Annotated in this window: 21 protein-coding genes and 1 pseudogene; 9 read left to right on the top strand and 13 right to left on the bottom strand. The window is 43.4% G+C overall.

Features of this window, described 5'->3' with window-relative positions:
- Nucleotides 1-64: 64 nt before the first annotated feature.
- The 3 genes from H8B19_RS15380 to H8B19_RS15370 all read right to left on the bottom strand — a co-directional run bounded on the left by H8B19_RS15380 (nucleotide 65) and on the right by H8B19_RS15370 (nucleotide 5,704).
- Nucleotides 65-4,678: a PAS domain S-box protein gene (locus H8B19_RS15380; protein WP_186507780.1), complete on the bottom strand. Its 4,614-nt coding sequence runs from the start codon at nucleotides 4,676-4,678 to the stop codon at nucleotides 65-67.
- A gap of 156 nt (nucleotides 4,679-4,834) precedes the next feature.
- Complete coding sequence (locus H8B19_RS15375; RefSeq protein ID WP_186507779.1) at nucleotides 4,835-5,002, bottom strand: hypothetical protein; 168 nt, start codon at nucleotides 5,000-5,002, stop codon at nucleotides 4,835-4,837.
- 87 nt (nucleotides 5,003-5,089) lie between these two features.
- The gene (locus H8B19_RS15370) at nucleotides 5,090-5,704 is read right to left on the bottom strand and encodes an arylesterase (RefSeq protein ID WP_186507778.1); all 615 of its coding nucleotides are present in this window, start codon (nucleotides 5,702-5,704) and stop codon (nucleotides 5,090-5,092) included.
- Nucleotides 5,705-5,723: 19 nt separating this feature from the next.
- Between H8B19_RS15370 and H8B19_RS15365 the strand changes: the two genes are divergently transcribed.
- On the top strand, nucleotides 5,724-6,413 hold the full coding sequence (locus H8B19_RS15365) for an ABC transporter ATP-binding protein (RefSeq protein WP_186507777.1): 690 nt from the start codon (nucleotides 5,724-5,726) through the stop codon (nucleotides 6,411-6,413).
- 28 nt (nucleotides 6,414-6,441) lie between these two features.
- On the top strand, nucleotides 6,442-8,907 hold the full coding sequence (locus tag H8B19_RS15360; RefSeq protein ID WP_186507800.1) for an ABC transporter permease: 2,466 nt from the start codon (nucleotides 6,442-6,444) through the stop codon (nucleotides 8,905-8,907).
- Between the two features lie 26 nt (nucleotides 8,908-8,933).
- Here the strand turns inward: H8B19_RS15360 and H8B19_RS19305 are convergent, their stop codons facing one another.
- The 3 genes and pseudogenes from H8B19_RS19305 to folX form a co-directional block, all read right to left on the bottom strand.
- On the bottom strand, nucleotides 8,934-9,413 hold the full coding sequence (locus H8B19_RS19305; RefSeq protein ID WP_422121165.1) for a methyl-accepting chemotaxis protein: 480 nt from the start codon (nucleotides 9,411-9,413) through the stop codon (nucleotides 8,934-8,936).
- Between the two features lie 63 nt (nucleotides 9,414-9,476).
- Nucleotides 9,477-10,244, bottom strand: a pseudogene (locus H8B19_RS19300) (PAS domain-containing protein); the annotation flags it as partial.
- Nucleotides 10,245-10,416: 172 nt separating this feature from the next.
- Entirely contained in the window at nucleotides 10,417-10,785 is a 369-nt protein-coding gene (gene folX / locus H8B19_RS15350) for a dihydroneopterin triphosphate 2'-epimerase (protein WP_186507775.1), read from the bottom strand.
- Between the two features lie 132 nt (nucleotides 10,786-10,917).
- Here folX and H8B19_RS15345 point away from each other — a divergent pair, with 132 nt between their 5' ends.
- A complete protein-coding gene (locus H8B19_RS15345) occupies nucleotides 10,918-11,955 on the top strand; it encodes an AI-2E family transporter (RefSeq protein ID WP_186507774.1) in 1,038 nt (345 codons plus the stop codon).
- A 1-nt stretch (nucleotide 11,956) separates the two neighbouring features.
- On the opposite strand, the gene H8B19_RS15340 is transcribed toward H8B19_RS15345, so the two are convergent.
- The 4 genes from H8B19_RS15340 to H8B19_RS15325 form a co-directional block, all read right to left on the bottom strand.
- Nucleotides 11,957-13,273: an ATP-binding protein gene (locus H8B19_RS15340; protein WP_186507773.1), complete on the bottom strand. Its 1,317-nt coding sequence runs from the start codon at nucleotides 13,271-13,273 to the stop codon at nucleotides 11,957-11,959.
- Nucleotides 13,270-13,944, bottom strand: a complete 675-nt coding sequence (locus H8B19_RS15335) for a response regulator transcription factor (RefSeq protein ID WP_186507772.1) — start codon at nucleotides 13,942-13,944, stop codon at nucleotides 13,270-13,272. The genes H8B19_RS15340 and H8B19_RS15335 overlap by 4 nt, the downstream gene beginning before the upstream one ends.
- Nucleotides 13,944-14,291 (bottom strand): PepSY domain-containing protein, encoded by a 348-nt coding sequence (locus H8B19_RS15330; RefSeq protein ID WP_186507771.1) that lies wholly within the window; start codon nucleotides 14,289-14,291, stop codon nucleotides 13,944-13,946. Before H8B19_RS15330 ends, H8B19_RS15335 begins: the two co-directional genes overlap by 1 nt.
- A gap of 279 nt (nucleotides 14,292-14,570) precedes the next feature.
- Entirely contained in the window at nucleotides 14,571-16,073 is a 1,503-nt protein-coding gene (locus tag H8B19_RS15325; protein WP_186507770.1) for an MFS transporter, read from the bottom strand.
- Nucleotides 16,074-16,467: 394 nt separating this feature from the next.
- On the opposite strand from H8B19_RS15325, the gene H8B19_RS19170 reads away from it, so the two are divergent.
- The 3 genes from H8B19_RS19170 to H8B19_RS15310 are packed head-to-tail and all read left to right on the top strand — an operon-like array spanning nucleotide 16,468 to nucleotide 20,384.
- On the top strand, nucleotides 16,468-17,463 hold the full coding sequence (locus tag H8B19_RS19170; RefSeq protein WP_186507769.1) for a S8 family serine peptidase: 996 nt from the start codon (nucleotides 16,468-16,470) through the stop codon (nucleotides 17,461-17,463).
- A complete protein-coding gene (locus tag H8B19_RS19165; RefSeq protein WP_186507768.1) occupies nucleotides 17,457-18,632 on the top strand; it encodes a S8 family serine peptidase in 1,176 nt (391 codons plus the stop codon). Before H8B19_RS19170 ends, H8B19_RS19165 begins: the two co-directional genes overlap by 7 nt.
- A gap of 18 nt (nucleotides 18,633-18,650) precedes the next feature.
- Nucleotides 18,651-20,384: an Ig-like domain-containing protein gene (locus tag H8B19_RS15310; RefSeq protein WP_186507767.1), complete on the top strand. Its 1,734-nt coding sequence runs from the start codon at nucleotides 18,651-18,653 to the stop codon at nucleotides 20,382-20,384.
- On the opposite strand, the gene H8B19_RS15305 is transcribed toward H8B19_RS15310, so the two are convergent.
- From H8B19_RS15305 to H8B19_RS15295, 3 genes are all read right to left on the bottom strand, one after another.
- Entirely contained in the window at nucleotides 20,374-20,769 is a 396-nt protein-coding gene (locus tag H8B19_RS15305) for a hypothetical protein (protein WP_186507766.1), read from the bottom strand. The genes H8B19_RS15310 and H8B19_RS15305 overlap by 11 nt on opposite strands.
- Nucleotides 20,770-20,843: 74 nt before the next feature.
- Entirely contained in the window at nucleotides 20,844-21,731 is an 888-nt protein-coding gene (locus H8B19_RS15300; protein WP_186507765.1) for a DNA ligase, read from the bottom strand.
- Between the two features lie 57 nt (nucleotides 21,732-21,788).
- Nucleotides 21,789-22,688 (bottom strand): LysR family transcriptional regulator, encoded by a 900-nt coding sequence (locus tag H8B19_RS15295; RefSeq protein WP_186507764.1) that lies wholly within the window; start codon nucleotides 22,686-22,688, stop codon nucleotides 21,789-21,791.
- A 110-nt stretch (nucleotides 22,689-22,798) separates the two neighbouring features.
- Here H8B19_RS15295 and H8B19_RS15290 point away from each other — a divergent pair, with 110 nt between their 5' ends.
- The 3 genes from H8B19_RS15290 to yjjX all read left to right on the top strand — a co-directional run bounded on the left by H8B19_RS15290 (nucleotide 22,799) and on the right by yjjX (nucleotide 24,600).
- On the top strand, nucleotides 22,799-23,557 hold the full coding sequence (locus tag H8B19_RS15290) for an SDR family oxidoreductase (RefSeq protein ID WP_186507763.1): 759 nt from the start codon (nucleotides 22,799-22,801) through the stop codon (nucleotides 23,555-23,557).
- A gap of 132 nt (nucleotides 23,558-23,689) precedes the next feature.
- Nucleotides 23,690-24,070, top strand: a complete 381-nt coding sequence (locus H8B19_RS15285) for a YacL family protein (protein WP_186507762.1) — start codon at nucleotides 23,690-23,692, stop codon at nucleotides 24,068-24,070.
- Entirely contained in the window at nucleotides 24,067-24,600 is a 534-nt protein-coding gene (gene yjjX, locus H8B19_RS15280) for an inosine/xanthosine triphosphatase (protein ID WP_186507761.1), read from the top strand. The genes H8B19_RS15285 and yjjX overlap by 4 nt, the downstream gene beginning before the upstream one ends.
- Nucleotides 24,601-24,835: the final 235 nt, after the last annotated feature.

Below are 24,835 nucleotides of genomic sequence, written 5' to 3'. Positions count from 1 at the left end.
ATTTGGGATATTAATTGTTAGTGCTGATGCGCCTGCGGCATTGCATTGCCTCCTGAAGGGCTTTTTATGCCAGATTTTGCATGCGTTGCAGATAAGCATGCATTTGTTGATTCAGTGCATCGACTGCTTGTTCAAATTCCTCAAACAATGACGGGATAATGTCCGACTGTTGTTGTTTGCTTGTTTGTTCCAGTTGCATACATAACTGATACAAGCGGTCCGCTGCTAATTGTCCACTGGACCCTTTAAGACTATGAGCGGTAAATGCCAGTTGTTGCCAGTCTTTTGTATCAATGGCTTTGCGCATTTTCTTTTGGTTGTCTGGGAGTTGGTCGAGATAATGGGTGACCAGTTTGATCAGGATACTTTGTTTGTTCAGTACTTTGTTAAGTGCCGCCTGTTCATCCCAGTCATGTAGCTGGTTATGATTGGGTGGTTCTTCAGTCTCTTCAGTCGCAGACTGTTTGGTTGTTTGCCAATCATCATCAATTAGCCATTTTATTAATTTATTGTGCAGAGCTTCTCTGTTAATTGGTTTGCTAAGGTAGTCATTCATACCTGCTTCAATACAAATTAAATCATCGCCAGACATAGCGTTAGCTGTTACTGCTACAATCGGAACCGACTGCCCCAGTTTCCCCGCTTTTCCTTGTCGCAATTCACGGCTTGTCTGATACCCATCTTTAACCGGCATGTGGCAATCCATTAATATTAAGTCTATCGATTGCGGCTGCTTTTTAAACATGCTCAGTGCCTGTTGACCATTTTCTGCAATGCTAACGCTAATACCTATGTCTTCCAGCATCGCCAGTGCCACTTCCTGGTTAATTTTATTATCTTCAACCAGCAAAATATGTTTATTGCGTAATGTTCTCTGGTCTGTCACCACTGGTAGTGATTGCTCCTGACCATGACGACCACTTAATTGACGCTGCATAGACTGAAATACATTAAACAGTTTTGGGGTACTTAGCGGCCAGTAAAGATGATGTGTGGAGGATAGGGTAGTGTTATGACTGAGTGCATCAATAATACAAATAAGGTTTTGTGGATCGGCGGAGAGTTTTTCAAATTCATCTGTTGCCGGATCATGTTCATTTAACAATGTTGCATCTACAAAAATAAGATTAATCTGGTTATTTGATTGTTGTTGTATGTAGTTAAACAGTTCGGTAGCAGAAGCAAAGTGGTCATTAGCCAGTGACCAATGCTGACAATACTGATTAAGATTTTCAATGCGATAGGGGTTATCGCTTAGTAACAAAACACTAGCTGACTGAATTACCTCAGGTACATAACGCATTAAATTGCTCTGAACATCAGCTTTGTCTGTTAACAAATGGAAATGAAATTTACTGCCTATGCCCAGTTCACTGTTCACATCAATATCGCCATGCATCAGCTGGCAAAGGTTTTTACATATTGCGAGTCCCAGTCCCGTTCCTGAGTATTGTTTTGTGCTCGAAATATCTGCCTGAATGAAAGGATCAAACAGCGTTGTAATTTTGTCTTTGGCAATGCCGATACCACTATCGCTTACGCTAACACTAAGTTCTATATGAGATTCGATTTCGTGGGTTGCGCATTCAATTTTTACAAATCCCTGCTCAGTAAATTTAATCGCGTTTCCAACTAAATTTACCAGTAATTGGCGTATACGGCCGGCATCGGCTTCGAGCACCGGATGATGAACATCTTTGGTTTGGATAACTAATGTTAGTTGTTTTTGTTCAGCCATATAAGCCAAAGAATTGGTGGTATCGTCAATCAATTCAAATATATTAAATCGAGAGGTATTAAGTGGCATCTTGCCAGCGTCGATTTTTGAGAAGTCCAGAATATCGTTGAGCAGTGATAACAAAGAAGTGGCACTTTGGCTTGCTACGGTTAATTTGCGTATTGCTTCTTTACCCTGAATATCCTTTTGTAATAAATCAAGCATGCCGATAATGCCATTCATAGGTGTGCGTATCTCGTGGCTCATCATGGCTAAAAAGTCACTTTTAGCTTTAGCTGCGTCCTGTGCTTGCTCTAAAGCCACACTCATTGCAGTCTGAGCCTCATTCATTTTGTGAGTGGCGTACAGATTTCCAAGTAACGTGGCAACTGTGCTGATAAAAAATATTTCTGCGCGCTCCCAGTGTCTGGGACGGTGACATTGTTCAGCACATAGTATTCCTGTAATTGTGTCTCCACCCGGAATAACGGCATCCAGCATCGCTCCAATCTTGTGCTGCTCAATATAGTTTCCAACAAAATCCTGGGTTGCTTCATGGGTGTGTACATCATCTGCCGCAACCAGTGTATTTTGTTGCATATAGCTAAAGTAATTTGGAAAATCTTTTTTGTTTAATTGCCCACACGTAGTGAATTGATCAGTGGAGTTGTCATATAAACAGACGCCATCAAGTTGATCTGCCTGGTGATTAAATAACCACAAACTACTGCGTTCCAGTTGAAGTTCCTGCGCCACTTTTTTAATAACAATATTACTGGCTTCAAACCAGTTGTTATTCATCACTGCTGGGTTAGTAATCAGCCTTGATATGGCTCGATTAAGACGTAAAGATTTTTCATCGGATAACTGAGCTTGTTTACGGGTATGGATATCCTGCACCGAACCAAATAACCGGGTTAATCGGTTATTTTGTACAACTGCCTGCCCACTGTGCTGGATCCAGACTTTGTGACCCGAATGTGTCGTCAGTTCAAGTTCCAGACTCCAGGGAGGGCCTTTTGTTAATGCCGACTGAAACGCATTTTTTAACCGTTTAAGCTGTTCAGGTTGTTTAAAGTAGTTAAAACTTTGTGCCAGGGTGATGGTTTTGTCGGTTGGCTCCTGATGAATTTGTGCGGCCATGCCTGACCAGGTTATTTCAAGGTCAAGCAAGTCATCCAGTACTGGCTCATCCAGGGCTGACAAATTAAGTTCCCACCCACCAATTAGAGCGACTGCCCCTATTTCTTCAAGCAATTCTCTTTGCTGGCTGATTAACGCAGTGGTCTGTTTTTGTTCGGATATATCCAGCAAAGTACCTACCATACGGATTGGCAGATCGCCATTCCATTGTACAATTTTGCCCGAATCCATTACCCATACCCAGTGTCCGTCCTTGTGCAGCATGCGGTATTCACAAACAAAGTGATGATGTTGACCTGCGACATGTTTTTCTAACTGTCTGGCCCGTAGATGTAAGTCGTCTTTATGAATGAAATGTTCAATTTTATTGGGGGTTAATGGGGCAAGTTCGGTCAGCGAATAACCTAAAATGTCACACCAGCGGTTATTGACGGTGATAACTTTTTTATCCAGATCCCAATCCCACATTCCTACCGCGGTATTTTCAATAATTGTGGTTAATTGTTGTTGCTGTTCGATTAGTTTTTTTTCTGTTTCTTTACGTGACGATATGTTTTCGATAATGCTCCAAATTAGTTTCTTACCACTATTATCTGTGATTAACATGCCATTCAGGGATACCGGAATCCGATGTCCGTCTTTATGAAAATACTCTTTTTCGTAAGGGCCATACCGGCCGGTTTGACGCAATGATTCCAGTTGCTGTTCTTCTTTGCTCTGAAATTTTTGTGGTGTAATTTCCCAGTAACTAAGTGCCATAAACTCGTCTTTGGTATAACCGGTGAATTCCAACAGGTTCTTATTTGCATCAAGAAAATCACCGTTTTCATAGTCATTTAATCCGATGCCGATAGGAGACATCTCAAATAATCCCTGAAGACGGCTTTCATTTTGACGACGCAACTTGGATAAGTAAGTCAGGTACAGTAACAGAGCCAGAATAAAGGTCGTAATAGCTACAATTGTCAGTAGAGAGTTCATGGCGGTGGGGGATGAGGTTGCCCATCCGTTTTGGGGCGTCGCGGCTACTTTCCAGCTTCCGTAGGGCAAATTTATTTGCATCAGAATCGGGTCTGCGTCAAAGACAGAGCCTTCACCTAAAAAAGTATGCCTGTTACCGTCAATATCACTACTTTGAACTGCGATTGAAAGTGGCAATGCGACATTTGACAACTCTGCGTGCTTAAATAATTTGTCCGCATCTATTACTGCGGATACCAATCCCCAGAATTGTCCTTCACCTCCATCATCCTGAGTAAAAATAGGCGCCCGGCTAATAAAAGCGTTACCTCCCTGAACTAATGTAACTGGCCCTGTCACTATGGTGCGACGAAAATCTCTTGCCGCTATCGCTTCGCTTTTTTGGCTGGGATGCTGTGCCAGATTCAGACCAATGGCTTGTTGATTACCTTCCAGCGGATAAATAAACTGAATAACCATATCGGGCGCCAGGCTTATGCTATGTAGTTCATCATCCTCATTTAGGATATAAGCCGCCAGACGTGAGAACTCTTGTTGGCTGATGCTGGGATTTGTACTGACAATTGCGACTAAGCCATTAACTATTTGCAGGTTTTTGTTAATTGCACCTTCAAGTTTAGCCCGCACTGTACTTAATGAGTCAAACACCTGATTGCGCTGATTTTGCTGAAAAGTCTGATAATCAACATGGTATACGTAATAGCCCACAAACAAAGCTGGAACTAACACCAGTAAAGACACCAGCACATATGCCAGTTGAGAACTTAGCCACTCTCCTGATCTTCGTACTGCGTTCTTACATCGCGTGGTGAATGTTGCACTGTGCCTGGGTTGCATAATTGGCTGTTTAACAGGACAACAGAAGATAACGAGCAAGCTGCATGATAATAATTCCCTGTATAGCGGCTCTTAGTTACTGATATTAAACAAGTATTGATGATAGTGATAAATTTGCACGGTAAATTTATGCAAATTTAAGAGTGGTTATAACTGCTACGCTGTGGTGTTGATAATACTGCCTACACGCTCATTGGGTTGTGGCGAAGAGGATGGTGTTTGCTGCGTTGATTCAGATTGTTCAGGCTGGCTTGGTGGGCCCTGAATTTGCTGAACTTGTTCATTACGCAATGACGTCGTAGCGCTGCTGTTGCTGACTTCCATTAGTGACTCCACGATAGGATTTGTTAGTGTGAATAGTATAGATAACTATCGCAGTATTAGCTGGAAAATTAGCAAATTTGTTTTCATTTACTGACTGAGCAGTGGTTTCAAATGTGTCTGCATAAATTTTAATATCATAGGCTGTGCTTTGGCATTGGGATGAATGCCATCTTTTTGCATTAAGTCAGGGTTTAGCGCTACTTCTTGCAACAAAAAGGGTAACAAAGGCACATCGTATTGCTCCGCCAGTTCTGGATAAACTGCCATAAACATCTGGGTATAACGTTTACCGTAGTTAGTGGGGATTTGCATTTGCTGCAATATCACCTTTACATTTTGGGTTCTTGCAAGCTCTATCATACTGGCCAGATTGGATTTCATTTCAGCTACCGGATAACCCTGCAATCCGTCATTTCCGCCCAGCTCAAGTAACAGATGGCTGGGTTTTTCCTGCTTAAGCAGCGCGGGTAAACGCGCCAGACCACCAGCCGTTGTGTCTCCGCTAATTGCCGCATTAACCACTTGAATATTGTCGCTTTTCCACGCATTTTGTAACAAAGTTACCCACGCTTGCTCTTGCGTCACCCCGTAACCTGCGCTTAGGCTATCTCCAAGTACGAGTAATTTTTGCTGTTGCGCCTGCAGGCTGAAGCTAAAAAACAGACAAAAAGATAAACACATCATCAATGCTTTACTGCGCATTAAAAGGATCCTCGATTCAATGATAAAAACCCGCGAATTGACCAAAACAGTACCAACCAGTGACGGTACATTGCAAATATTAAAACCAATAAGTTTTTCGATTGAAGCTGGTGAAACTGTAGCGATAGTAGGGGCTTCAGGTTCAGGTAAGTCAACCTTACTGAGTTTGTTGGCTGGTCTGGATACAGCCACATCCGGCGAAATTGAATTAAATGGTCAGCGTCTGGATAAAATGGATGAAGAACAGCGAGCAACATTGCGCGGACAGGATGTGGGATTTATCTTTCAGGCTTTTATGCTGGTGCAAAGTTTAACTGCATTAGAGAATATTCTATTGCCGGCACAAATAGCCGGATTGGAGAATGCTGAACAGCACGCAAAAAACATTCTGGAGCAAGTGGGATTATCGCACCGGGCCGATCATTATCCTAATCAGTTAAGTGGTGGGGAGCAGCAGCGAGTAGCTATTGCACGCGCCTTTATCTGTAAACCCAAAATATTGTTTGCCGATGAACCGACCGGTAATCTCGATGCGGAAAACGGCCAAAAGGTAGAACAGCTTTTATTTAGCTTAAACCGTGAGTCGGGTACGACCTTAGTTTTGGTAACACACGATACACAATTGGCACAAAAATGTGACCGTCAGTTAATTATGCAGGCAGGCCAGTTGAGCGAAGCCATTAAGCAGGAGGCGCAACGTGTGGGCTAATCTTGCGTGGCGATTGTTCCGACACGAAATGCGCCGCGGTGAGCTGACCATTATCTTATTTGCCATCGTGCTGTCAGTGTCAGCCGTGTTGTCTTTGTCTTTATTCAGTGCCCGATTGCAATCTGCTCTGACTGAGAAAAGCGCTGAGTTTATTGCTGCTGATCGTGAGTTGGTGTCGTCAAAAAAAGTAGAGGACAGCTGGTTACAAAAAGCGAGTCAGCTGGGGCTTAATCAGGCACTGCAACGCTACACTCGCTCTATGGTCTTTGCTAACAACAAGATGCAATTGGTTGATGTGCGTGCAGTGGATAATCACTATCCACTAAAAGGCAAAGTAAAAATCAGCGTGACACCGTTTGCACCACCACAGGAAACCGACACATTACCTAAAACCGGAGAAGTGTGGATTGATTCACGCTTGTTTCAAGTGCTGCAGGTTAATCTGGGCGACGATATCGAAATAGGTGATGCCGTTTTAAAAATTGGCGGTGTGGTAGCAGATATCCCTGATCGGGGTTTTAGTGTCTTTGGAAATGACCATTTATTGCTGATGTCGATGCAGGATTTTGCCGCGACCCATTTGGATGGACCGGGCAGCCGCATTGGGTACAGTTATTTCTTTACGGGAACCGCGGCGCAACTGTCTGATTACGATGACTGGATCACGCCGAATCTTAATCGTGAATTACACCGCTGGCGTTCTATTGAAGATGATGACTCGGCCATTGGTCGTTCGGTAAAACGCGCCGAGCGCTACTTTTTGCTCGCAAGTTTATTAGCAATTGTGCTGGCGTCGGTTTCGATTGCTGTAGCCGCTCAGCGTTATTCACAGCGTCACTTTGATCCTGTCGCCATTATGAAAACACTGGGCGCAAGTCGTGCAACGGTGCAAAAAATTTATCTGGTACAACTGTTGCTAATTACCTTTAGTGCCATCGCCATTGGTTTAGTGATTGGTTTTGCTGTTCAACAGTTAGTGATCCAGGCTGTTGCCGATAAAGTTAGCGTGGATTTATCCGGTTGGTACTGGCAGCCGATATTAATGGCGGTTTTTACCGGTTTCATTTGTGCCTTGTTATTTTCCATGTATCCCTTGATGCGTTTGTTTTCGGTGCCGCCATTGCGTGTATTACGTCGTGATATCGGTGCCAATTTAAGTTCGAAATCCATTCAACTATTAAGTTGTGGCGGCGCGATTTTTCTACTGATGCTGATCTTCAGCGGTGACTGGAAAATGAGCCTGATTTTATTTGGTTGCGGCATATTGCTGGTATTGGGATTAATTGCGTTTACCTTTGTTTTAATTCGCTTAGGTCACAAATTGGGGCAGGGGCGGATCAGTGCATGGCAACTGGCATGGGCGCGCATTCGACGTCGCTCTATGGACAATGCTGTCCAGTTAATTAGTTTCTCCATTACATTATTATTGTTATTGGTGGTACTGGTGATGCGCAACGATATGATTGGACAGTGGCGTGCACAGCTACCACAGGATACGCCAAATTATTTTATTGCCAATATTACCGCGCAGCAGCTACCTGAGCTAAAACAACACTTTGCTGATTTAAATGTTAAAACCGGCGATTTGTACCCGCTTATCCGCGGCCGTATGGCGGCAGTCAATGGTGAAATGGTGCGCACGGCTGTATCAAAAGATGACGACGACACTGAAAATCGCGGCCGTCGTGGCTTGGGCCGTGAAGCGGGCCTGACATGGCTTGATCAAATTCAGGATGGTAACAAACTGGTTGCCGGTAAGTGGTTCTCTGGACAAAGTGATGAGCTGGAAGTGTCTGTTGAGCAAAAAATTGCTGAACGTTTAGATATTAAACTCGGCGATGTGCTGACCTTTAATATCGGTGCACGGGTGTTGGAAGCCAAAGTGACCAGCTTGCGAGAAGTCAACTGGCAAAGCATGAAGCCTAATTTCTACTTTGTGTTACAGCCTCAGGCCATGCAGGATTTTCCCGCAACCTATGTCACCAGTTTTTATTTAGATGGTCAGGATAAAGCGCTGTTAACCCAGTTATTGGCGCCTTTTGCCAGTATCAGCTTATTTGATGTGGATGCGCGGATTAACCAGTTGCGCGAAATTATTGATCAGGTGTCACTGGCCGTGGAGTTTATCCTGGTGTTGGTACTCATTGCCGGTGCCTTAGTATTAGTTTCGCAAGTACAAGCCAGCATGGATGAGCGCCAGCAGGAGCTAACCATTTTGCGTACTTTGGGGGCAAAAGGGCGCTTAATTCGCCTCAGTGTGATTTTTGAGTTTGTCATCATCGGACTTGTCGCTGGCTTGATGGCCGCTGCGGCTAATGAATTGACATTATATTTATTGCAAAGCCAGATATTCGAAATGGAATCGCAATTTCACTGGCAGTTCTGGTGGCAGGCACCGCTTATTGGAGCTGGCTTGGTGGGTGCTTTAGGTGCAGCAAGTTGTTGGCGACTGCTGTCGCTTAATACTGCACATTTATTGCGTAATATGTTCTAAGTGTAAATATTCAAAACGCGGGCTTTTTAGCCCGCTTTCCTGTCTATCGATAATGATGACACTGTATCGGTAACGTTTTGTGCGCTTCCTGCGATTTTTTCAATCACAGTGGATACATCCGAAATCAGTTCATTACTCTTTTTCACCGACTGGGCCACTGATGAAATTTGCCTAGTGATATTACTGGTTAATTGTTGATTGTGTTTAACAACATCACCAATTTCATCGGTTGAACTGGTGGTTCGCGAGGCCAGTAATCTGACTTCATCTGCTACCACTGCAAAACCGCGGCCGGATTCTCCTGCTCTGGCGGCTTCAATTGCGGCATTTAATGCAAGCAGGTTGGTTTGATCCGCTATTTGGGTAATGGTTGATACAATTGTACTAATCTGGCTGGACTGAGTATTGAGTTGTTCAATTAACTCAACTGCAAGTTCTACCTGATGGTCAATGTTACGTGAATAATCAATAGTATCCTTTAATAGATTACTTCCATCCTGTGACAAAGTTGTTGTGTGATTTGAAGCGTGATAGGCAATTTCTGCGGCTTGTTTTATCGCCTGATTTTGATTAATTCGTTCAGTGATATCACTGGCAAATTTAATGATTTTACAGACCTGACCGTTATCATCAAAAATGGGGATATAGGTTGCTTCCAGCCATATACTGTCGCCATTAGCATTTTTACGCTCAAATTGTCCCTGTTTGTACTGACCACCGGCTAACTGTTGCCAAAAAGCCGGATTCTCCTGATAGAAGGCTTCATGACAGAACATGCGATGGTGCTTAGATTGGATGTCTCTCAGAGCGTAACCCATAGTCTCTAAAAAGTTTTTATTTGCGGTAATAATATGACCATCCGGTTCAAATTCGATTATCGCCAGTGCTTTATCCAAGGCTTCAGCCACTGACAGCTGGCGCTGTAAGTGGGTATAATGAGTAGTATTATCTGAGGCAATCTTGACTACTTTTTGTACTTTGCCGTTAATAACAACGGGAAAATAAGTTGCATCCAGCCACAGGGTATTTTGTTGTTTGTCTAATCGTTTAAACAAGCCTTGTTTCACTTTGCCATCAGCCAAGTCGCGCCAAAATTGTTTATATTGCTGGCTGTGAGCGTATGCGGGGTCACAAAATATTTTGTGATGTTGATTAACAATCTCTTGCTGTGAATAGCCCACCACATTTAAAAACAGTGAGTTAACATATGTCACCTCTCCTGTTGGGGTAAATTCAATGTAAGCCACATGATTGCGGATGGATTCTATATATGCCTGCTGGTTGGTATTGACTTGTTGTAGTTCAATTAATTGGTTCTTTAAGCGTTTGTTGAACATGAAGAGCCCAGAGTTGGATGAACGTCCGAATATGTTTTCCCCTCTTTTACGGTACGTCTGACATGCAAATAAAACTCCACTCCGTGAAGTTAATATGTAGTAAAACCTGAACGCAGTACACTGGTTCAGGTGATTTATATTAGTGTCAGTACGTAATATTTAAGTAATCAGATCACTTTTTATTGTAAGACAGACTCATTGAAACTGAATCGGCAAAGCGCAGAGCGTGAGGTTTATCGATTTCAACCTCGGCAAACGTCACCCATTCGTGTTGGCTGGCAATGGAAAGTACTTCTGCTGTTAGTTTTTCCAGTAACGAAAAACGATTATTTTCCACCAGACTTATCACTTTTTTGGTGATAGTACGGTAATTTAATGCGTCATGGATATCTTCAGACTGGGTTGCTTGTTCAGCCAGATACTGGATTTTAATATTGATCACTACATCCTGCTTGTTGTTAATTTCTTCTTCTTTAATACCAATAAAAGTACGTAAACGAAGATTTTTTATACGTATAGTGGCCAGGTCCTGATTGAGCATAGTGATTCCGTATTGGTAAACAGAGTCAAAGTGTATCAAATTCGTAAAGTGAAGGCTCTAATATCAAATAGATAATGTTAACTGCATTGGGAATCTGGTAGGTTAAACTTAGTTAAAATTCAGGGATTTATTATGACCAAACCCACCCGAATGTTGTTGATTATGGCAGCCGTTGTCATTGTTTTAGCAGGGATAAAAACAGCCAGCACCTTATTGGTTCCGTTTTTACTTTCCATTTTTATCGCCATTTCCTGTTATCCGCTGATTGAACTGGCCAGTCGCTACAAAGTACCGCGTTGGTTATCCATTATGTGTGTGATCCTGATGGTGGTGTTTCTTGGAATGGTGCTGGCGGCATTAGTCGGACAGTCGATGAATAACTTCAGCGATAAGTTGCCTCAGTATCAGGAGGCATTAAGCGGGAAAATTGTGTGGGTGTCCGAACAACTAAAACAGCTCGATATTCAGCTGGATAAAAAACAACTGATGACCCAGTTTGATCCAGGCATGGCAATGGGATTGGCGAGTAATTTGTTAAGTGGACTCGGTGGTGTCATGGCTAACTTTATGCTCATTTTGTTGACCGTGGTATTTATGTTGTTTGAGGCAGAGAGTTTTCCGCGTAAGGTACACATAGCGCTGGATGACCCAGCAATGAAGATGCAGCATATCGACAAATTTTTATTATCAGTAAAAAACTATCTGGCGATAAAAACCGGTGTCAGTTTAGCAACGGGTGTACTGGCAGGCTTATTATTATGGGCGGTGGGTGTTGACCATGTGATGTTGTGGGCGGTTTTCGCGTTTTTACTCAACTATGTGCCTAATATTGGTTCAATTATTGCGGCGCTTCCTGCGGTATTGCTGGCCTGGGTGCAACTGGGCAGTGCTGAGGCGGGGATTGTTGCTTTGGGATATGTATTTATCAATATGCTAATGGGCAACGTTGTTGAGCCAAAGTTTATGGGGAGGGGACTGGGTTTATCAACCTTAGTCGTATTTCTGTCTTTGATTTTCTGGGGGTGGTTGTTAGGGGCCGTGGGAATGTTGTTATCAGTACCGTTGACCATGATTGTTAAAATCGCGCTGGAAAGTAATAACGATAGTCGATGGCTGGCGACTTTATTAGGTTCAGAAAATTTAGGGTTGGAAAAGCCCGATGCCAAATAAATCAGGAATCAAACGTTAAGATAATTCTGGCTCCGCCCAGGATTGATTCTGTCACATCAAACTGGCCATCGTAGGCATAAAGTAAGTCTGCCACGATGGCCATGCCAATACCCTGACCTTCGCCATAGGTATCTAACCGGGCGCCTCTGTCCATCATAGCTTCACGTTGTTGCAATGGGATCCCTGGCCCATCATCTTCTACCGTAATCAGTAACTGATTTTCGTTTTGTTGAGCTGCAATTTGCACTTTGTGTCTGGCTGCTTTACAGGCGTTATCGATCACATTACCTAATAATTCCAGTAAATCGGTTTTATCACCCAAAAAGCGGCATTGTTTATCAGCTTTTAAACTGATTGATAGCGACTTATGTTGATAAACTTTGTGCATTGCATTGACCAGTTGATTTAACACCGGCGGTACATCAACCGCTTGTTTCCAGCCTGTACCTTTGCCACCTACAGCACGTTTTAATTGCCTTTCAATTTGATTTTTAATTTGTTGCAAGGGGGCATTTGCATCGGAAGGCATATTTTGCATATTGGTTAATACTGCCAATGGCGTTTTTAAACTATGTGCGAGGTCACTTAAACTGTGTTGATAACGCAAACGTTGCTTTTGTTCGACCGCCAACAGATGGTTTATGTTCGATTTAAGGTGTTCCAATTCAGTTGGATAGTGACCTGAAATATTGTCAGACTGACCTTGCTCTATTTTCTGGAGTTGTTTAATTAAATGACCTATCGGCTGCAATGCCGCAGATAAACTAAACACCAGAGTAAATATCAGGAAAAACGCGATCATACCCATCCAGTACCACAGGGTTTGCCTAAAGTTAGAAACTTCCATATTAAATACGGTTTTACTTTGCAGGATATGGAAGGTAATTGGAAAATACAGATCATTATCTTCGAATTCTGCGGTATAGCTGTACTGAAAATATTCTTCATTATCGAGGATAATAACTTGTCTTATTTCATCGCCTACCGCCGGTTGTTCGAGTACCGGAGGCGATTTCCATTCTATTGAGGATGCCGATTGCCAGGCGGGGATAAGATGCATATTGATAAAGGCATATGTGCCTGAATCCGGTAAGTTAAACTGTTCATTGAACAGCAATTGGGGCATATGAACTTCGCCGTCTTCAAGTTCAAATTCAGAAATCAAACCCAGATTCTGAATGCTAAGTTGCTGATACATGGATTGGGTTAAGCTGTTTACAAAAGCCTGTTCCAGCGTTAGTGCAGTTAATGGAATAAAAATAAACACCACAATTAATGCGGCAATGGTACTGCGGCGTTTAAGTGAGAGTTTTTTCACAGGTGACGATTCAGGCGGTAACCACGTCCTCGCATTGTTTCAATGGGATTAAAACTATTTTGTGGATCGAGCTTTTTACGTAAACGCCCAATAAAGACTTCGATAACATTGCTGTCGAGATCAAAATCCTGATCATAAATGTGCTCGGTTAATTCGGTTTTAGACACGATTTTATCCGGATTTAGCGCGAGGTATTCCAGCACTTTGTATTCGTAGGCGGTGAGATCAATTGATATATCATTGACTTTTACTTCTTCAGCGCGGGTATCCAGTACCAATGGGCCTTTTTCAATAAGCGGATTAGATTGACCTGATGAACGACGAATATGGGCTTTAACCCGAGCCAGTAATTCTTCATTATGGAAGGGTTTTGTCAGGTAATCATCGGCACCACTGTCTAATCCTTCGACTTTTTCCTGCCATCGATCACGGGCAGTCAAAATAAGAATAGGGCAGTTCACATGGTTTTTACGTGCCTGTTGAATCAGTTCAAGACCATCAATTTTAGGCAAACCAATGTCAATGATGGCTAGGTCGTAAGGATATTCCTGAATAAGGAATAAGCCATGTTCGCCGTTATCGGCTAAATCCACGCTAAAGCCACTTTGTCTTAAAAATGCATCCAGTTGCATTAATAAACGGCTGTCATCTTCTACTACCAGCAATCTCATTACCGATTATCCTTGGTTCTGGGTTTAGGATTGGTGACTTCACCTGAGTGCTTGTCAACATGAATGGAGCGCACCCGGCCTGATTTCTGCAACATTTTAATTTGGAAACGCTCCCGGTTCTGGTTGACTTTTAGTACCCGTCCCTGTGTTTCACGTCGTGCACGCTGAATGGCTTGTGAACGATCAATGTGCTCGCGTCGCTGTTGCACTTTGGGCGGATCACGCTGAATTTGGCGTTTTTGTTGTTGCTGCTTTTGTTCTGGCAAAGCAAGGGCTGAGGATGTAACAAACATCAACAGAAAAGCACATAGCGTTAAACTGTTCATTATTGATGTGGTGCGAAACATATGTCCTCTTAATTTCTGTGGCGCAGATACTGCCTTAACGTTGATTTATTATTTTCCTTTTTAGTTTACTCCTATCTTTGGCTGACGTGAAAGATGTTGATTATAAAAAGATAATTTAATTTTTCTGGTCAGCAAAAACTGATAAAAGTGACGTTTCTATTCGTATCCTGAATGCATCATGGCTAAAGAGTAAGTTGACCGGGCTGAATGGCGACTGAATTTTCGCTTCTATATATTCTGGTTAACATCCGGCATTAAGGGCAATTGGCCTAAAAGCCGTTATTCATCCTTAATCCGCAACGTGAGCAGGGCGGCGATCAGCATACTGACGCCGCCAGCCACAATCGCATAAATAGGTTGGTCGTTAAACCAGTTATGCACCATCATGCCCAATACGCTTGCGGCTACTATTTGTGGCAACACAATAAATAAATTGGAAATGCCCATATACACGCCCATTTTTTGATAAGGAATGGCGTTAGAAAGCAGTACATAAGGCATACCCAGTATTGATGCCCACGCAAAACCCACGCCTGTCATTGCCAGCAATAACCAGTCAGGATCCTGAATAAAGGCAAATGAAATAAAGCCCAGACCACCCAAACATAAGTTAATGATGTGGGCAAAACGCAAGCTGAATCGACGCACCATTAGTGGAATCAAAATCGCCGCCAAAATAGTCGCAGCGTTATAGGTTGAATGCAGCATGCCCGCCCAGTTGGCGCCCTGGTTGTAGGCCTCATCGGTAGGGATTGTCGTGCCAAAATGAAAAGAGGTAACGGCCGCGGTTAGGTATGCCCACATGGCAAAAAACGGAAACCAGCTAAAAAACTGCACTGAGGCAAGTTTTTTCATGGTGGGCGGCATGGCAAATAAATCCTGCATGATATGAGTAAAACCATTTTCAGCGTTTTTCTCCAGCAGGTAACCTGCTGCAAACTGACACAAGCCAAATGCCACTGCTGATAGGGCCAAAATAAATACGCCGTTATGTAAATACTGAATGAAAATTTGCATTGCCAAGGCGCTAATCAGTCCACCAATAACCCACTTTTTACCGGCTTTAATAAACTCAGTTGCGCTGCGTTTATCCTGGCTTAATGCCTGACGGCAGTTTTCCTCATTATCATTTTCAGCAAAGGTTTTGAGTTGCTCCGGGCTGTATTCTTGGGTAGTGAAAAAAGTCCAGCCAACCGCAATTAACATGATGCTGGCGCCACTATAAAACGCGTATTTAACCGAGTCTGGAATGACACCCGCAGCGGCGCTATTACTTACTCCAAAATAGTTGGTCAGAAGCCAGGGTAATGCCGATGCAATAACTGATGCTATGCCAATAAACAGGGTTTGCATGGCATAACCCAGGGGGCGTTGTTGCTTGGGCAACATATCCCCCACAAACGCGCGGGTCGGCTCCATACATACGTTAATTGAGGCATCCATAATCCATAACATGCCGGCTGCCACCCACAACATTGGGGAGTTGGGCATGATAAATAGTGCAGCGCTGGCCGCTAATGCCCCACCGAGAAAGTAAGGGCTGCGCCGCCCAAATCGATTCCAGGTGCGGTCACTCATGTGCCCAATTAGTGGTTGTACAATCAGGCCGGTAATAGGGGCGGCAACAAACAAAATGGCCATGTTGGAATAACTGGCGCCCAGGGTTTCAAAAATGCGCCCGAAGTTGGCGTTTTGCAGGGAAAAGCCAAATTGAATGCCAAAGTATCCAAAGCATAAATTCCATATCTGCCAAAATGAAAGTTCCGGTTTTTGTTTTTGCATTCAGATAGTTAGCTTTATTTATAGTTGTTAAGTGCTTGTAAAATAATACTACTACAGACAGGCAGTGGTGTGCAGTAGTTACTCATGATTAATTTTTGTATATGCAGAATTACCCTGTAGAAGGGGGACTTATCCCTTTTCAAATCGAGTTTAAATGGTAGGTTTTAGCATTACACAAAATTACAATTGATTAAGATTTGTTCAGGTTAATCCCCTAAAACTCATGCACAATTTTGACTGAAAAATGTGCAATTTTGTTTTTGGAAGGAATCTGAAAGTGATTAATGTTCCGTATAGAAGAACAGTGAAAATTATCTGTAAGTTATGTCTTTTATTTACCATTGTGACATTACATGTGCAAAGCACTGAATTACTCCCTGCACAGGTGCGGGCAATGCCAAAAAGTATTGCGGGCACTGACCATAAACCTAATACACAAGTGCTTGCTGACCGCTATTTTGTGCAGTTACAAAAAGCACCACTTAGCCGTTTTATGCAATCGCAATCTGCAAGTGCAAAACAGTCAAAAGTTAATTCTTCTGCTCAGGCGTTAAAACTGGCCTATGTCGCGGAGCTTAGTCGGGCACAGCAGAAATTTGTAACAGTAGCAAAGGCTCACATTACGGACTTGCAGATAGAGCATCAGTATCAGTTTTTATTTAATGGATTGGCAGTCAAAAGTAGTCGTGCATCAGCTGCCAAACTTGCAAGTTTGCCTGGCGTAAAGGCTGTTTACCCTGTAAAAAAGCGTTACATCAGCGCGACGCCGGGGCAGCAGGTTATAAAAGCACCGCAGGCGTGGAGTCTGGTGGGGGGACAGCAACTAGCTGGTAAAGGTATTAAAATTGCGGTGATTGATACCGGGATACGTAATGATAACCCCATGTTTAGCGACGGATCTGTATCAGAGTGGCAGATTCCTGACGACGCCTACGTTAAACAACACCCTGACTATTGTCGCAGTGAAAATGGTGACCCACAGTTTTGTAATCAAAAATTGATTGTGGCACGTTGGATTGACCCTGCTCAACATGGTTTATGGGTTTACGAAAAGGAGCATATGAGTCCTCTTGGATTTAATGGACACGGCTCACATGTGGCAGGTATTGCTCTGGGAACCCCGGTGAATATCGAATTTAATGGTGTCAATCAGCAAGTTGGTGGTGTCGCACCTGCCAGTTATCTGATGATATATAAAGCCTTGTACGTAGAGCCTGGCGGCGCGGCAACCGGTACGGATACCATGTTGCTGGAGGCGCTGGAACTGGCGGTAAAAGACGGCGCTGATATTATCAATAATTCCTGGGGGCGGCCGCTGCAGCTGATCCGGCCAATTCGATTTTTAGTCAGGTTTTTGCCAATGCAGAAGCTCTGGGAGTGGTTATGGTGAATGCCGCAGGAAACGATGTGCATTCAGCTCAGGGTAAAAGCATAAATTGCCCGGCTTGTATCGAGTCGGGTATTGCAGTGGCGAACACGACTCATGGCCGTTACTTTGGGCAAACGTTACAGGTTTCTGCAAAAAACTACCCTGTCTATCCAGGGGATAATCATTATTCACTTGCCTCGACTGAATTCAGGTTAGCATCGCTAAACAGCATTGCGCCGTTAGCCGATGATGGTTGCACACCGTTTAATTCTGCTATTTTTGAACACGCTTTGGTTATGGTTGATTACCGCCATATGTGTACGCTTGAACAGGTTGCGCAAAATGTGAAATCCGCCGGTGGTGGTGCTGTGTTGGTTTATCAAAGCGGTGCTTTTGGAATGGCAACCATCGAACCTTTTGTGCCATTAGAGGGCGAATATGTCATTCCCGTTTATGGTGTGTCCAGAGAAACGGGGCTGGCGTTATTTGAGCTGGCCTATACCGGTAAAAACATCGCAACACTGGACGCGACATTTAAGGCGCATGTGGAGCCCCAGTTTGTGGATATGATGCATCCTTTTAGTTCAACCGGCCCCAACAATAATCCGGCAGTGTTAAAACCGGATTTATCTGCGCCGGGCACCCACGTTTTGTCTGCACTATCGCCTGACATTTTTAGCTTTGGGGGATTGCCTTTATCTACCTCCCGCACTTCAGTAAAGCAGGATGACGTTGTATTTGGACTAATGACAGGAACGAGTATGGCGACTCCTCAGGCTGCAGGGGCAGTGGCATTATTAAAACAACAACATCCAGATTGGAGTGTGGGGCAAATCAAGTCGGCATTAACCTCAACCGCAACAGATGACATTCGTTTGGGGGTGGAAAAAGCCAGTCCCTTCTGGCAGGGGGCGGGTCGGATCAATATTGATTCTGCTTTAAGAGCTGCCCTTGGGTTTGAACAGGTATCTTTTGCTAGTGGGGCTTGTATTGGCGGCTGTTCCTTTAGTAATAAAGTGTCGCTGAATAATACTGAGTCTGTGGACAGCTGGAGCGTTAACGTTAAGTTTGAGAACCCACTTGTTGAAGCAAGATTAGATGGTATAGATAGTTTTATTAAGTCGGAACAAATCGGGCAAGATGGTGCAACCTTTTCTCTGCACGCCGATACCAGCCTTGCAACACCGTGAAGCTGGCAATTTGGTCAGTTGAGTTTTGAGTTAACTAATGGCACCCAGCATTTGCCCATTGCCTTGTATGCCAATGATGTTTCCGATGCCGGGGCATTAAGTGCCAGTTTGCGCACAAGTGATCAACTAGATTCGCAAATGCTCAAATTAGATGTTCAGTTACGTAATAAAGGGTTTGATGCGCCTCCGGAGCTTAAGATTTTATTGCCTGCTGAGCTCGGGTTAGTTGAGGCCAGTGAGGATGTTGCAACCAAAAATGGCCAGACAAATCAGTTAATCTATAAGCCAGATCAACATCAGCTGTTGTGGAAAGGTAACTTGCAACCCGGAAGTATGGAGCTGATTGATAGTGAGGTGCCAGATACCATTTTGCTGAGAGAGCAGGGCATTATGCCGGTGCCGTGCAACGAAAATGGTTTTGAATGCGCCTCTTTTGGCGCCGTTGTGGATTTTCACTTTACATTTAACGGGCAGGATTATACCAGCCTGACGATCTCGGATAATGGTTTTGTGGTGCCGGGCGACGTGAGTATTGGTGATTTTACGGCCATCTTTAACCAGACTTTTCCTCAGGCGGATAATTTAAATAATGTGATTGCGCCATTATGGAGTGAATTTTACTTAAGTGGTTACCAAACTGAATCTGTGCAGGGCAGTGGTTATTTACGCACCGCAATACGTAATTTAAACCAACGTCATTATTTAGTGGTGGAATGGGACAATGTGATTCTGGCTTATTTTGAAGATGAAATGGGAGAAAAGACAGAAATCCGTCCTTATCTGTTTCAGCTTTGGATTGAGCAAAATACAGATAATATCTGGTTCCATTATATCAATGTGCCCTCTATGCCTGAATCAGCAACAATCGGCGCTGAGAATATGCAAGGGGATATTGGGACAAATTATTATGTGGATGGTCAGGGGCAGGATATTCCGCCAAATGGTAAGACGCTGAAATTAGTGACTTATCAACCCGAAACTGCCTCAATTACCGCCAACTTACAGGTTCGGGACGGGGTCAGGCAATTACAAAATGACAGTGCGGTAGTTGATGAAGATGCATCTGTTAGTATTGATGTATTAAATAATGATCAACAAAGGCCTTTTGTCGCAATACATTCCGAGCTGGTTACCGAACAAACCTACAAAGCGGTTGCAACCCAACAACTTCCTGTGATGCCTCTTGATGATTCGTCATTGATCGTGTCAAAAGCCTCTAATCATGGCGTAGCCAGCGTAGAGCAGGGCAAAATTGTGTATACACCTGATACTAACTTCAATGGAACCGACGTTTTTGAGTATCAAGTTGCCGATAGTCAGGGAAGGCTTAACGCTGCGGCAAAAGTTACGCTGAATGTGAAAGCACAAAATGATGCTCCCGTTATCCACGATCCAGCGTTGGAGAGTTTCTCTATCACCGCCGGTGATTCGCTGACTATTAGTGTTCAAGCATCCGATGCTGATGACGATGAGTTGAGTTTTAACTGGCAGCAAACCTCAGGTGTTATTGTGGATACGTTAAAAAATGGCAATCAACTAACGGTGTCGCTGAGCAATGTAAATACAACAGAGCCCATGCGTTTTGAGGTAACGGCATCTGACGGGCAATTACAAAGCAACAAAGTGACGAAAGTCCTGGAGGTTAAGGCCGGTAAAAAATCAGGTGGGATTAGCGGGCCAATAATGCTTCTGTTGTTGTTAAGCTGTTGCTGGCTGAGGTGGTTTGTGAGAAATAACCAATTCAATAAATAAGAGTATCAATTGAATCCAGCTGGCCTAGCGCATTTTGCTCCAGGGCCAGTTGTCTTTCCTGCTCGTTGAGTATGCCTACCGGCGGCGTATTGCGCCTTAACTTTCGCATACGCGGGCTGTCTTCTGTGATGCTGGTAATAAATGTCTCGGGCTGGTCAATATGATCAAGAATACTGTGCCAGATTAAGTGATGACCGTAGGGCAGGCGACCCGTTACTTTGCGGTCTTCAAGCGTTTCTCTAACCTGCTCAATTAAGTGTGGGTGTTTTAACAATTTGGTGGCCATTGCGCGATGAATTGCCAATATTTGGCGATCGATATTTTCATCTTTAATACCGTTTTTTTTGATGCTGTAGGGACGGCTCTGATGTCGTTTGTAGCGCATGGCTGCATATGGCTTGGTTACTCCGACGCAATCTAATCATCGGTCGAACTTTTCAGCAAGGGGTAACCGCCATTTTATTTAGCTGTGTAGCTGGGTATGGTTTTATCTGGCCGGATGCGCAAAAAACTGGCGAAACGGGGTATGCCGTTTTTGGTTAAACCATAATATTTAAAGGTAATTGTTTCGCCAATGGCTGGAGGATTGGCTCTGATTGCATCACTAAAGCCAGTGCCAATTTTAAACTCGATACCTTGTTTCCATCGCACTCGTAATGCGCCCATTTTTCCAGTGTACTTGCCTTTACCTTCAATATGCTCAATCACAAGCGCTTCATCGTCTTTAAAGGTTTTGAGTTTTAACAGGTATTGGCTGCGTCCATCCTCGTATAAAGCATCCTGATGATGCAGCATGAGTCCTTCTGCACCTTCTTTGGTCAAACGATTTAATTCCGCATCCAGTTGTTTGCGGTTTTCAATTTTATACTGGTGAACCAGTTTTAAACTGGGGTTGTGTGATTTTGAAACTATCTGCTGCATTTGCAATATTCGTTGTGAAAAAGTGCCAGGTTCAGTAGGTAAATCGAATAACATAAAATGTACCTTGTGCCAGTCTTTACCTGGTTCTTCGTCGAGTACGGTTGCTGCCGTAAATTCAAAGTTCTGGCGGCCAGTCCATAGCTCTCCATCCATCACCTGGTCGGGGAATCCCTCAGTAAACCATGCTGGTGCATAAATGCGATTTCCCTGACGTGTAAAAAGATGTTTGCCATCCCATCTGGCGCGAATGCCATCGAGCTTTTCGCTTATCCAATAGTTTTCGATTGACTGTTGTTGGTTAAAAACACTTGCCAGTTCAGTTGGTATTTGGTTTTTTACGGGGGCGGATGCTACTGAAAAAACGGTGAAATAAATCAGTATTACCAGTAGAAAATGAACAGATTGTGAGTTGCTAAACCAGAGCATAATTATCATCCTGATAATGTATTTGACTTAATTGTAGTCGAGTAACTCGTGTGTGATTTATTCGGTATATTGATTGATCAACTGACTTAACCAATCCATAAATATTTTTACTCGTTTTGACAAATTGTGGCGGTTGGCATAAAGCAAATTAACCGGCATGGCTTCGGCCTGATATTGTTTTAAAATATGTACTAACTGGCCTTGCTCAATAAGGCGCTTTGCTCCCATTGCCGGGACCTGAATGATACCAAGTCCAGCGATACAAGCAGCAGTGTAGGCTTCTGAATTATTAACCGTGATCGCCCCTTTCATTTTGATGGTTTGATAGTTTTTTCCATCCCAGTATTCCCAGTTATCATCACGGACACTGAGATTTTGCTGATAATGCACCAGTTTATGATTTCCCAGCGATTCAAGTGAATCAGGCTCACCGTATTGCGCAATATAAGCTGGACTAACGCAACTGATAATGGGCATATGTCCAAGTGGACGGGCGATCAAATCAGAGTCTTCTAATTTTCCAACCCGTACCACGCAATCAAATCCTTCACGGATAAGGTCAACTCGTCTGTCGGTGCTACTAAGTTGAATATTAAGTTGTGGATGCGATTGTAAAAATGCCGGTAACGCGGGGCAGACTACATTTTTACTCAGGCCGATGGGCATATCGACCCGAATTATGCCAGTGAGTTGGGCATCCGTTTGTTGAAACAAACTGTGTAAATCATCGAATTCCAACAGGAGATGAATACTCCTGTCATAAAATGTTTGTCCATCATGTGTGAGGCTGACCTTACGGGTTGTTCTGTGGAGCAATTGTGCGCCTAATTGATTTTCAAGCTGGCTTATAGCGTTGGATATTGTTGCTTTGGGTACACCCGCAAGATTAGCTGCTTGTGTAAAACTGCCAAGGTCGGCTACCCGAATAAAATGTTGAATCGCGCTAATTCGGTCCATAGTGCTTTAATTGTTATTAAATAATAAACAGTGTAGTCATTTTTATGGTGTTTATCACTTCAAATTAAAACAATAAGCTGGTCTGCGTTCATTACATAGCGGAGACGAATATGAGTCATTCAATTGCATTAATTACAGGCGGAAGCCGGGGCTTAGGGGCAAGTGCTGCATTGCATTTGGCAAAGCAGGGGATTGATTCGGTGATTACCTACCAGTCAAATCGGGATAAAGCGCTGGAAGTTATCACTGAGGTTAATAAGTTGGGGGCCAAAGCGGTCGCATTGCAGCTTGATACTGAGAAGGCAGAAACGTTTGCTGATTTTGCAAAAGATTTAAACAATGCATTGCAAGAGCATTGGCAAACTGAGCGTTTTAACTTTCTGCTGAATAACGCCGGCATTGGTTTACATGCAACATTCGCTGAAACCACCGAAGCGCAATTTGACCAGTTAATGAATATTCACTTAAAAGGGGTGTTCTTTTTAACTCAGTCCTTATTGGGGTCTATCACCGATGGTGGTCGTATTTTGAATGTGTCTACCGGTTTAACGCGCTTCAGCGTACCGGGTTACGCTGCTTACGCCATGATGAAAGGGGGAATTGAGGTTCTCACTCAATATCTTGCCAAAGAGTTGGGAGCAAGGGGTATCTCGGTGAATGTTTTAGCGCCGGGTGCGATTGAAACGGATTTCCGCGGTGGAGCGGTGCGGGATGATAAACAGATGAATGCGTTTTTAGCCTCGCAAACTGCGCTGGGAAGAGTGGGGTTGCCCGATGATATTGGTGGTGTGGTTGCCAGTTTACTGGCTGGTGATAATCACTGGATTACTGCACAGCGAATTGAAGCATCGGGAGGGATGTTTATCTAATACGCCTGCTGTAATTCTGTTCTAGTTATTATTTGGCGGCATAGAATTGTCGCCATCTGCTTTTTTTTTTATTATCACACTGCAAAAGACACTGTTTTTCTAACTATTTTCTATTTGATTCGGGGCGTTAATATGGAATACGACTTTTTTCCATCGAGCTTCGGTCCTCCTGTGGCTGAATTCTCTTCAGGTTTTGAGGCCATTGGTGACTGGATGTCGAATGATATTGGCGCTGATGCACACGTCATTGACCAATTGCTTACTATGATTGAGCAGCTGGAAAATCGCCAAAAGCTTGAACATGAGTTTATAAGTGCACAATATGTATTGCATATGGATCAGCATGAGGTTGAGCTTAAATTCAAATATGATGCGCAATACTCAGCACAACTCACGGCTGAAGAAGAGCACATAATGAGCATTGAAAACGGTGCTGGTTGTGGGTTAACCGATCTTAAAATTGCGTTACAAAAGTGGCGTGAATACATAATGGAAAGTCGTTCTGCTTTATGAAAAAACTGTCAGTTGTTGTTGGCTCAACTAATCCGGTCAAAGTTAGCGCAGTAAAAAATACCTTTGAATTATTATTTAGTGATTCAGAAATAGAATGTCAGGGGGTTAAAGCTCCATCAGGAGTGGATGAGCAGCCTATGACGGAACATGAAACCTTACTTGGAGCGAAAAACCGGGTGGAATACTGTTCTGCTCATTATCCCGCTGATTTTAGCGTGGCCATTGAAGGTGGGGTAGATTGTTTTGAGTATGGTGCTGCAACTTTTGCCTTTGTTGTTATAAAACAGGGTGACAGGTTAGTAACCGGAAGAAGCGCCAATCTGCCTTTGCCAACAAGCATTTATCAGGATTTGGCAATGGGAGAAGAACTCGGCCCGCTAATGGATAAATTGTTTAATACACAAAATATAAAACAAAAGGGCGGTGCTATTGGATTATTAACCAACGGACATGCAACCCGGGGCTCCAGCTATGAACAAGCTATTATCCATGCCATGGCTCCTTTCTTACATGCGGAGCGCTATTTTTAAACCTGTGGAGAATAAGGGTATGATTTTCTAATTAGAGCGTGCTGAACTTTGCTGTATGAATTTTGTTCTAACTAAACACTTTTTAATCGCGACGCTTATTTGCAGGCCTAATGGATTAAGTCAAAAATAAGCAACATTACGCGTAGGGAACGCCATAAAACAGCTTTAGCTGGCCGCAAAGCGGTGAAAGACAGGAGTCTTTCATAAAGAGTAAAAAGTGTTTAGGACGAACCCT

Origin of the sequence: Neptunicella marina, assembly GCF_014270035.1 — a bacterium.
GTDB classification, from domain to species: domain Bacteria; phylum Pseudomonadota; class Gammaproteobacteria; order Enterobacterales; family Alteromonadaceae; genus Neptunicella; species Neptunicella marina.
The sequence above is the reverse complement of the archived record's forward strand: the minus strand, read 5'-3'. Positions and strand labels throughout refer to the sequence as shown.

Excerpts from the sequence above, each read along its gene's own strand:
- H8B19_RS15380 (WP_186507780.1), bottom strand. The coding sequence starts at position 4,678 with ATGCAACCCAGGCACAGTGCAACATTCACCACGCGATGTAAGAACGCA.
- H8B19_RS15375 (WP_186507779.1), bottom strand. The coding sequence starts at position 5,002 with ATGGAAGTCAGCAACAGCAGCGCTACGACGTCATTGCGTAATGAACAA.
- H8B19_RS15370 (WP_186507778.1), bottom strand. The coding sequence starts at position 5,704 with ATGCGCAGTAAAGCATTGATGATGTGTTTATCTTTTTGTCTGTTTTTT.
- H8B19_RS15365 (WP_186507777.1), top strand. The coding sequence starts at position 5,724 with ATGATAAAAACCCGCGAATTGACCAAAACAGTACCAACCAGTGACGGT.
- H8B19_RS15360 (WP_186507800.1), top strand. The coding sequence starts at position 6,442 with ATGCGCCGCGGTGAGCTGACCATTATCTTATTTGCCATCGTGCTGTCA.
- folX (WP_186507775.1), bottom strand. The coding sequence starts at position 10,785 with ATGCTCAATCAGGACCTGGCCACTATACGTATAAAAAATCTTCGTTTA.
- H8B19_RS15345 (WP_186507774.1), top strand. The coding sequence starts at position 10,918 with ATGACCAAACCCACCCGAATGTTGTTGATTATGGCAGCCGTTGTCATT.
- H8B19_RS15335 (WP_186507772.1), bottom strand. The coding sequence starts at position 13,944 with ATGAGATTGCTGGTAGTAGAAGATGACAGCCGTTTATTAATGCAACTG.
- H8B19_RS15330 (WP_186507771.1), bottom strand. The coding sequence starts at position 14,291 with ATGTTTCGCACCACATCAATAATGAACAGTTTAACGCTATGTGCTTTT.
- H8B19_RS15325 (WP_186507770.1), bottom strand. The coding sequence starts at position 16,073 with ATGCAAAAACAAAAACCGGAACTTTCATTTTGGCAGATATGGAATTTA.
- H8B19_RS19170 (WP_186507769.1), top strand. The coding sequence starts at position 16,468 with ATGCCAAAAAGTATTGCGGGCACTGACCATAAACCTAATACACAAGTG.
- H8B19_RS19165 (WP_186507768.1), top strand. The coding sequence starts at position 17,457 with ATGGTGAATGCCGCAGGAAACGATGTGCATTCAGCTCAGGGTAAAAGC.
- H8B19_RS15305 (WP_186507766.1), bottom strand. The coding sequence starts at position 20,769 with ATGCGCTACAAACGACATCAGAGCCGTCCCTACAGCATCAAAAAAAAC.
- H8B19_RS15300 (WP_186507765.1), bottom strand. The coding sequence starts at position 21,731 with ATGCTCTGGTTTAGCAACTCACAATCTGTTCATTTTCTACTGGTAATA.
- H8B19_RS15295 (WP_186507764.1), bottom strand. The coding sequence starts at position 22,688 with ATGGACCGAATTAGCGCGATTCAACATTTTATTCGGGTAGCCGACCTT.
- H8B19_RS15290 (WP_186507763.1), top strand. The coding sequence starts at position 22,799 with ATGAGTCATTCAATTGCATTAATTACAGGCGGAAGCCGGGGCTTAGGG.
- H8B19_RS15285 (WP_186507762.1), top strand. The coding sequence starts at position 23,690 with ATGGAATACGACTTTTTTCCATCGAGCTTCGGTCCTCCTGTGGCTGAA.
- yjjX (WP_186507761.1), top strand. The coding sequence starts at position 24,067 with ATGAAAAAACTGTCAGTTGTTGTTGGCTCAACTAATCCGGTCAAAGTT.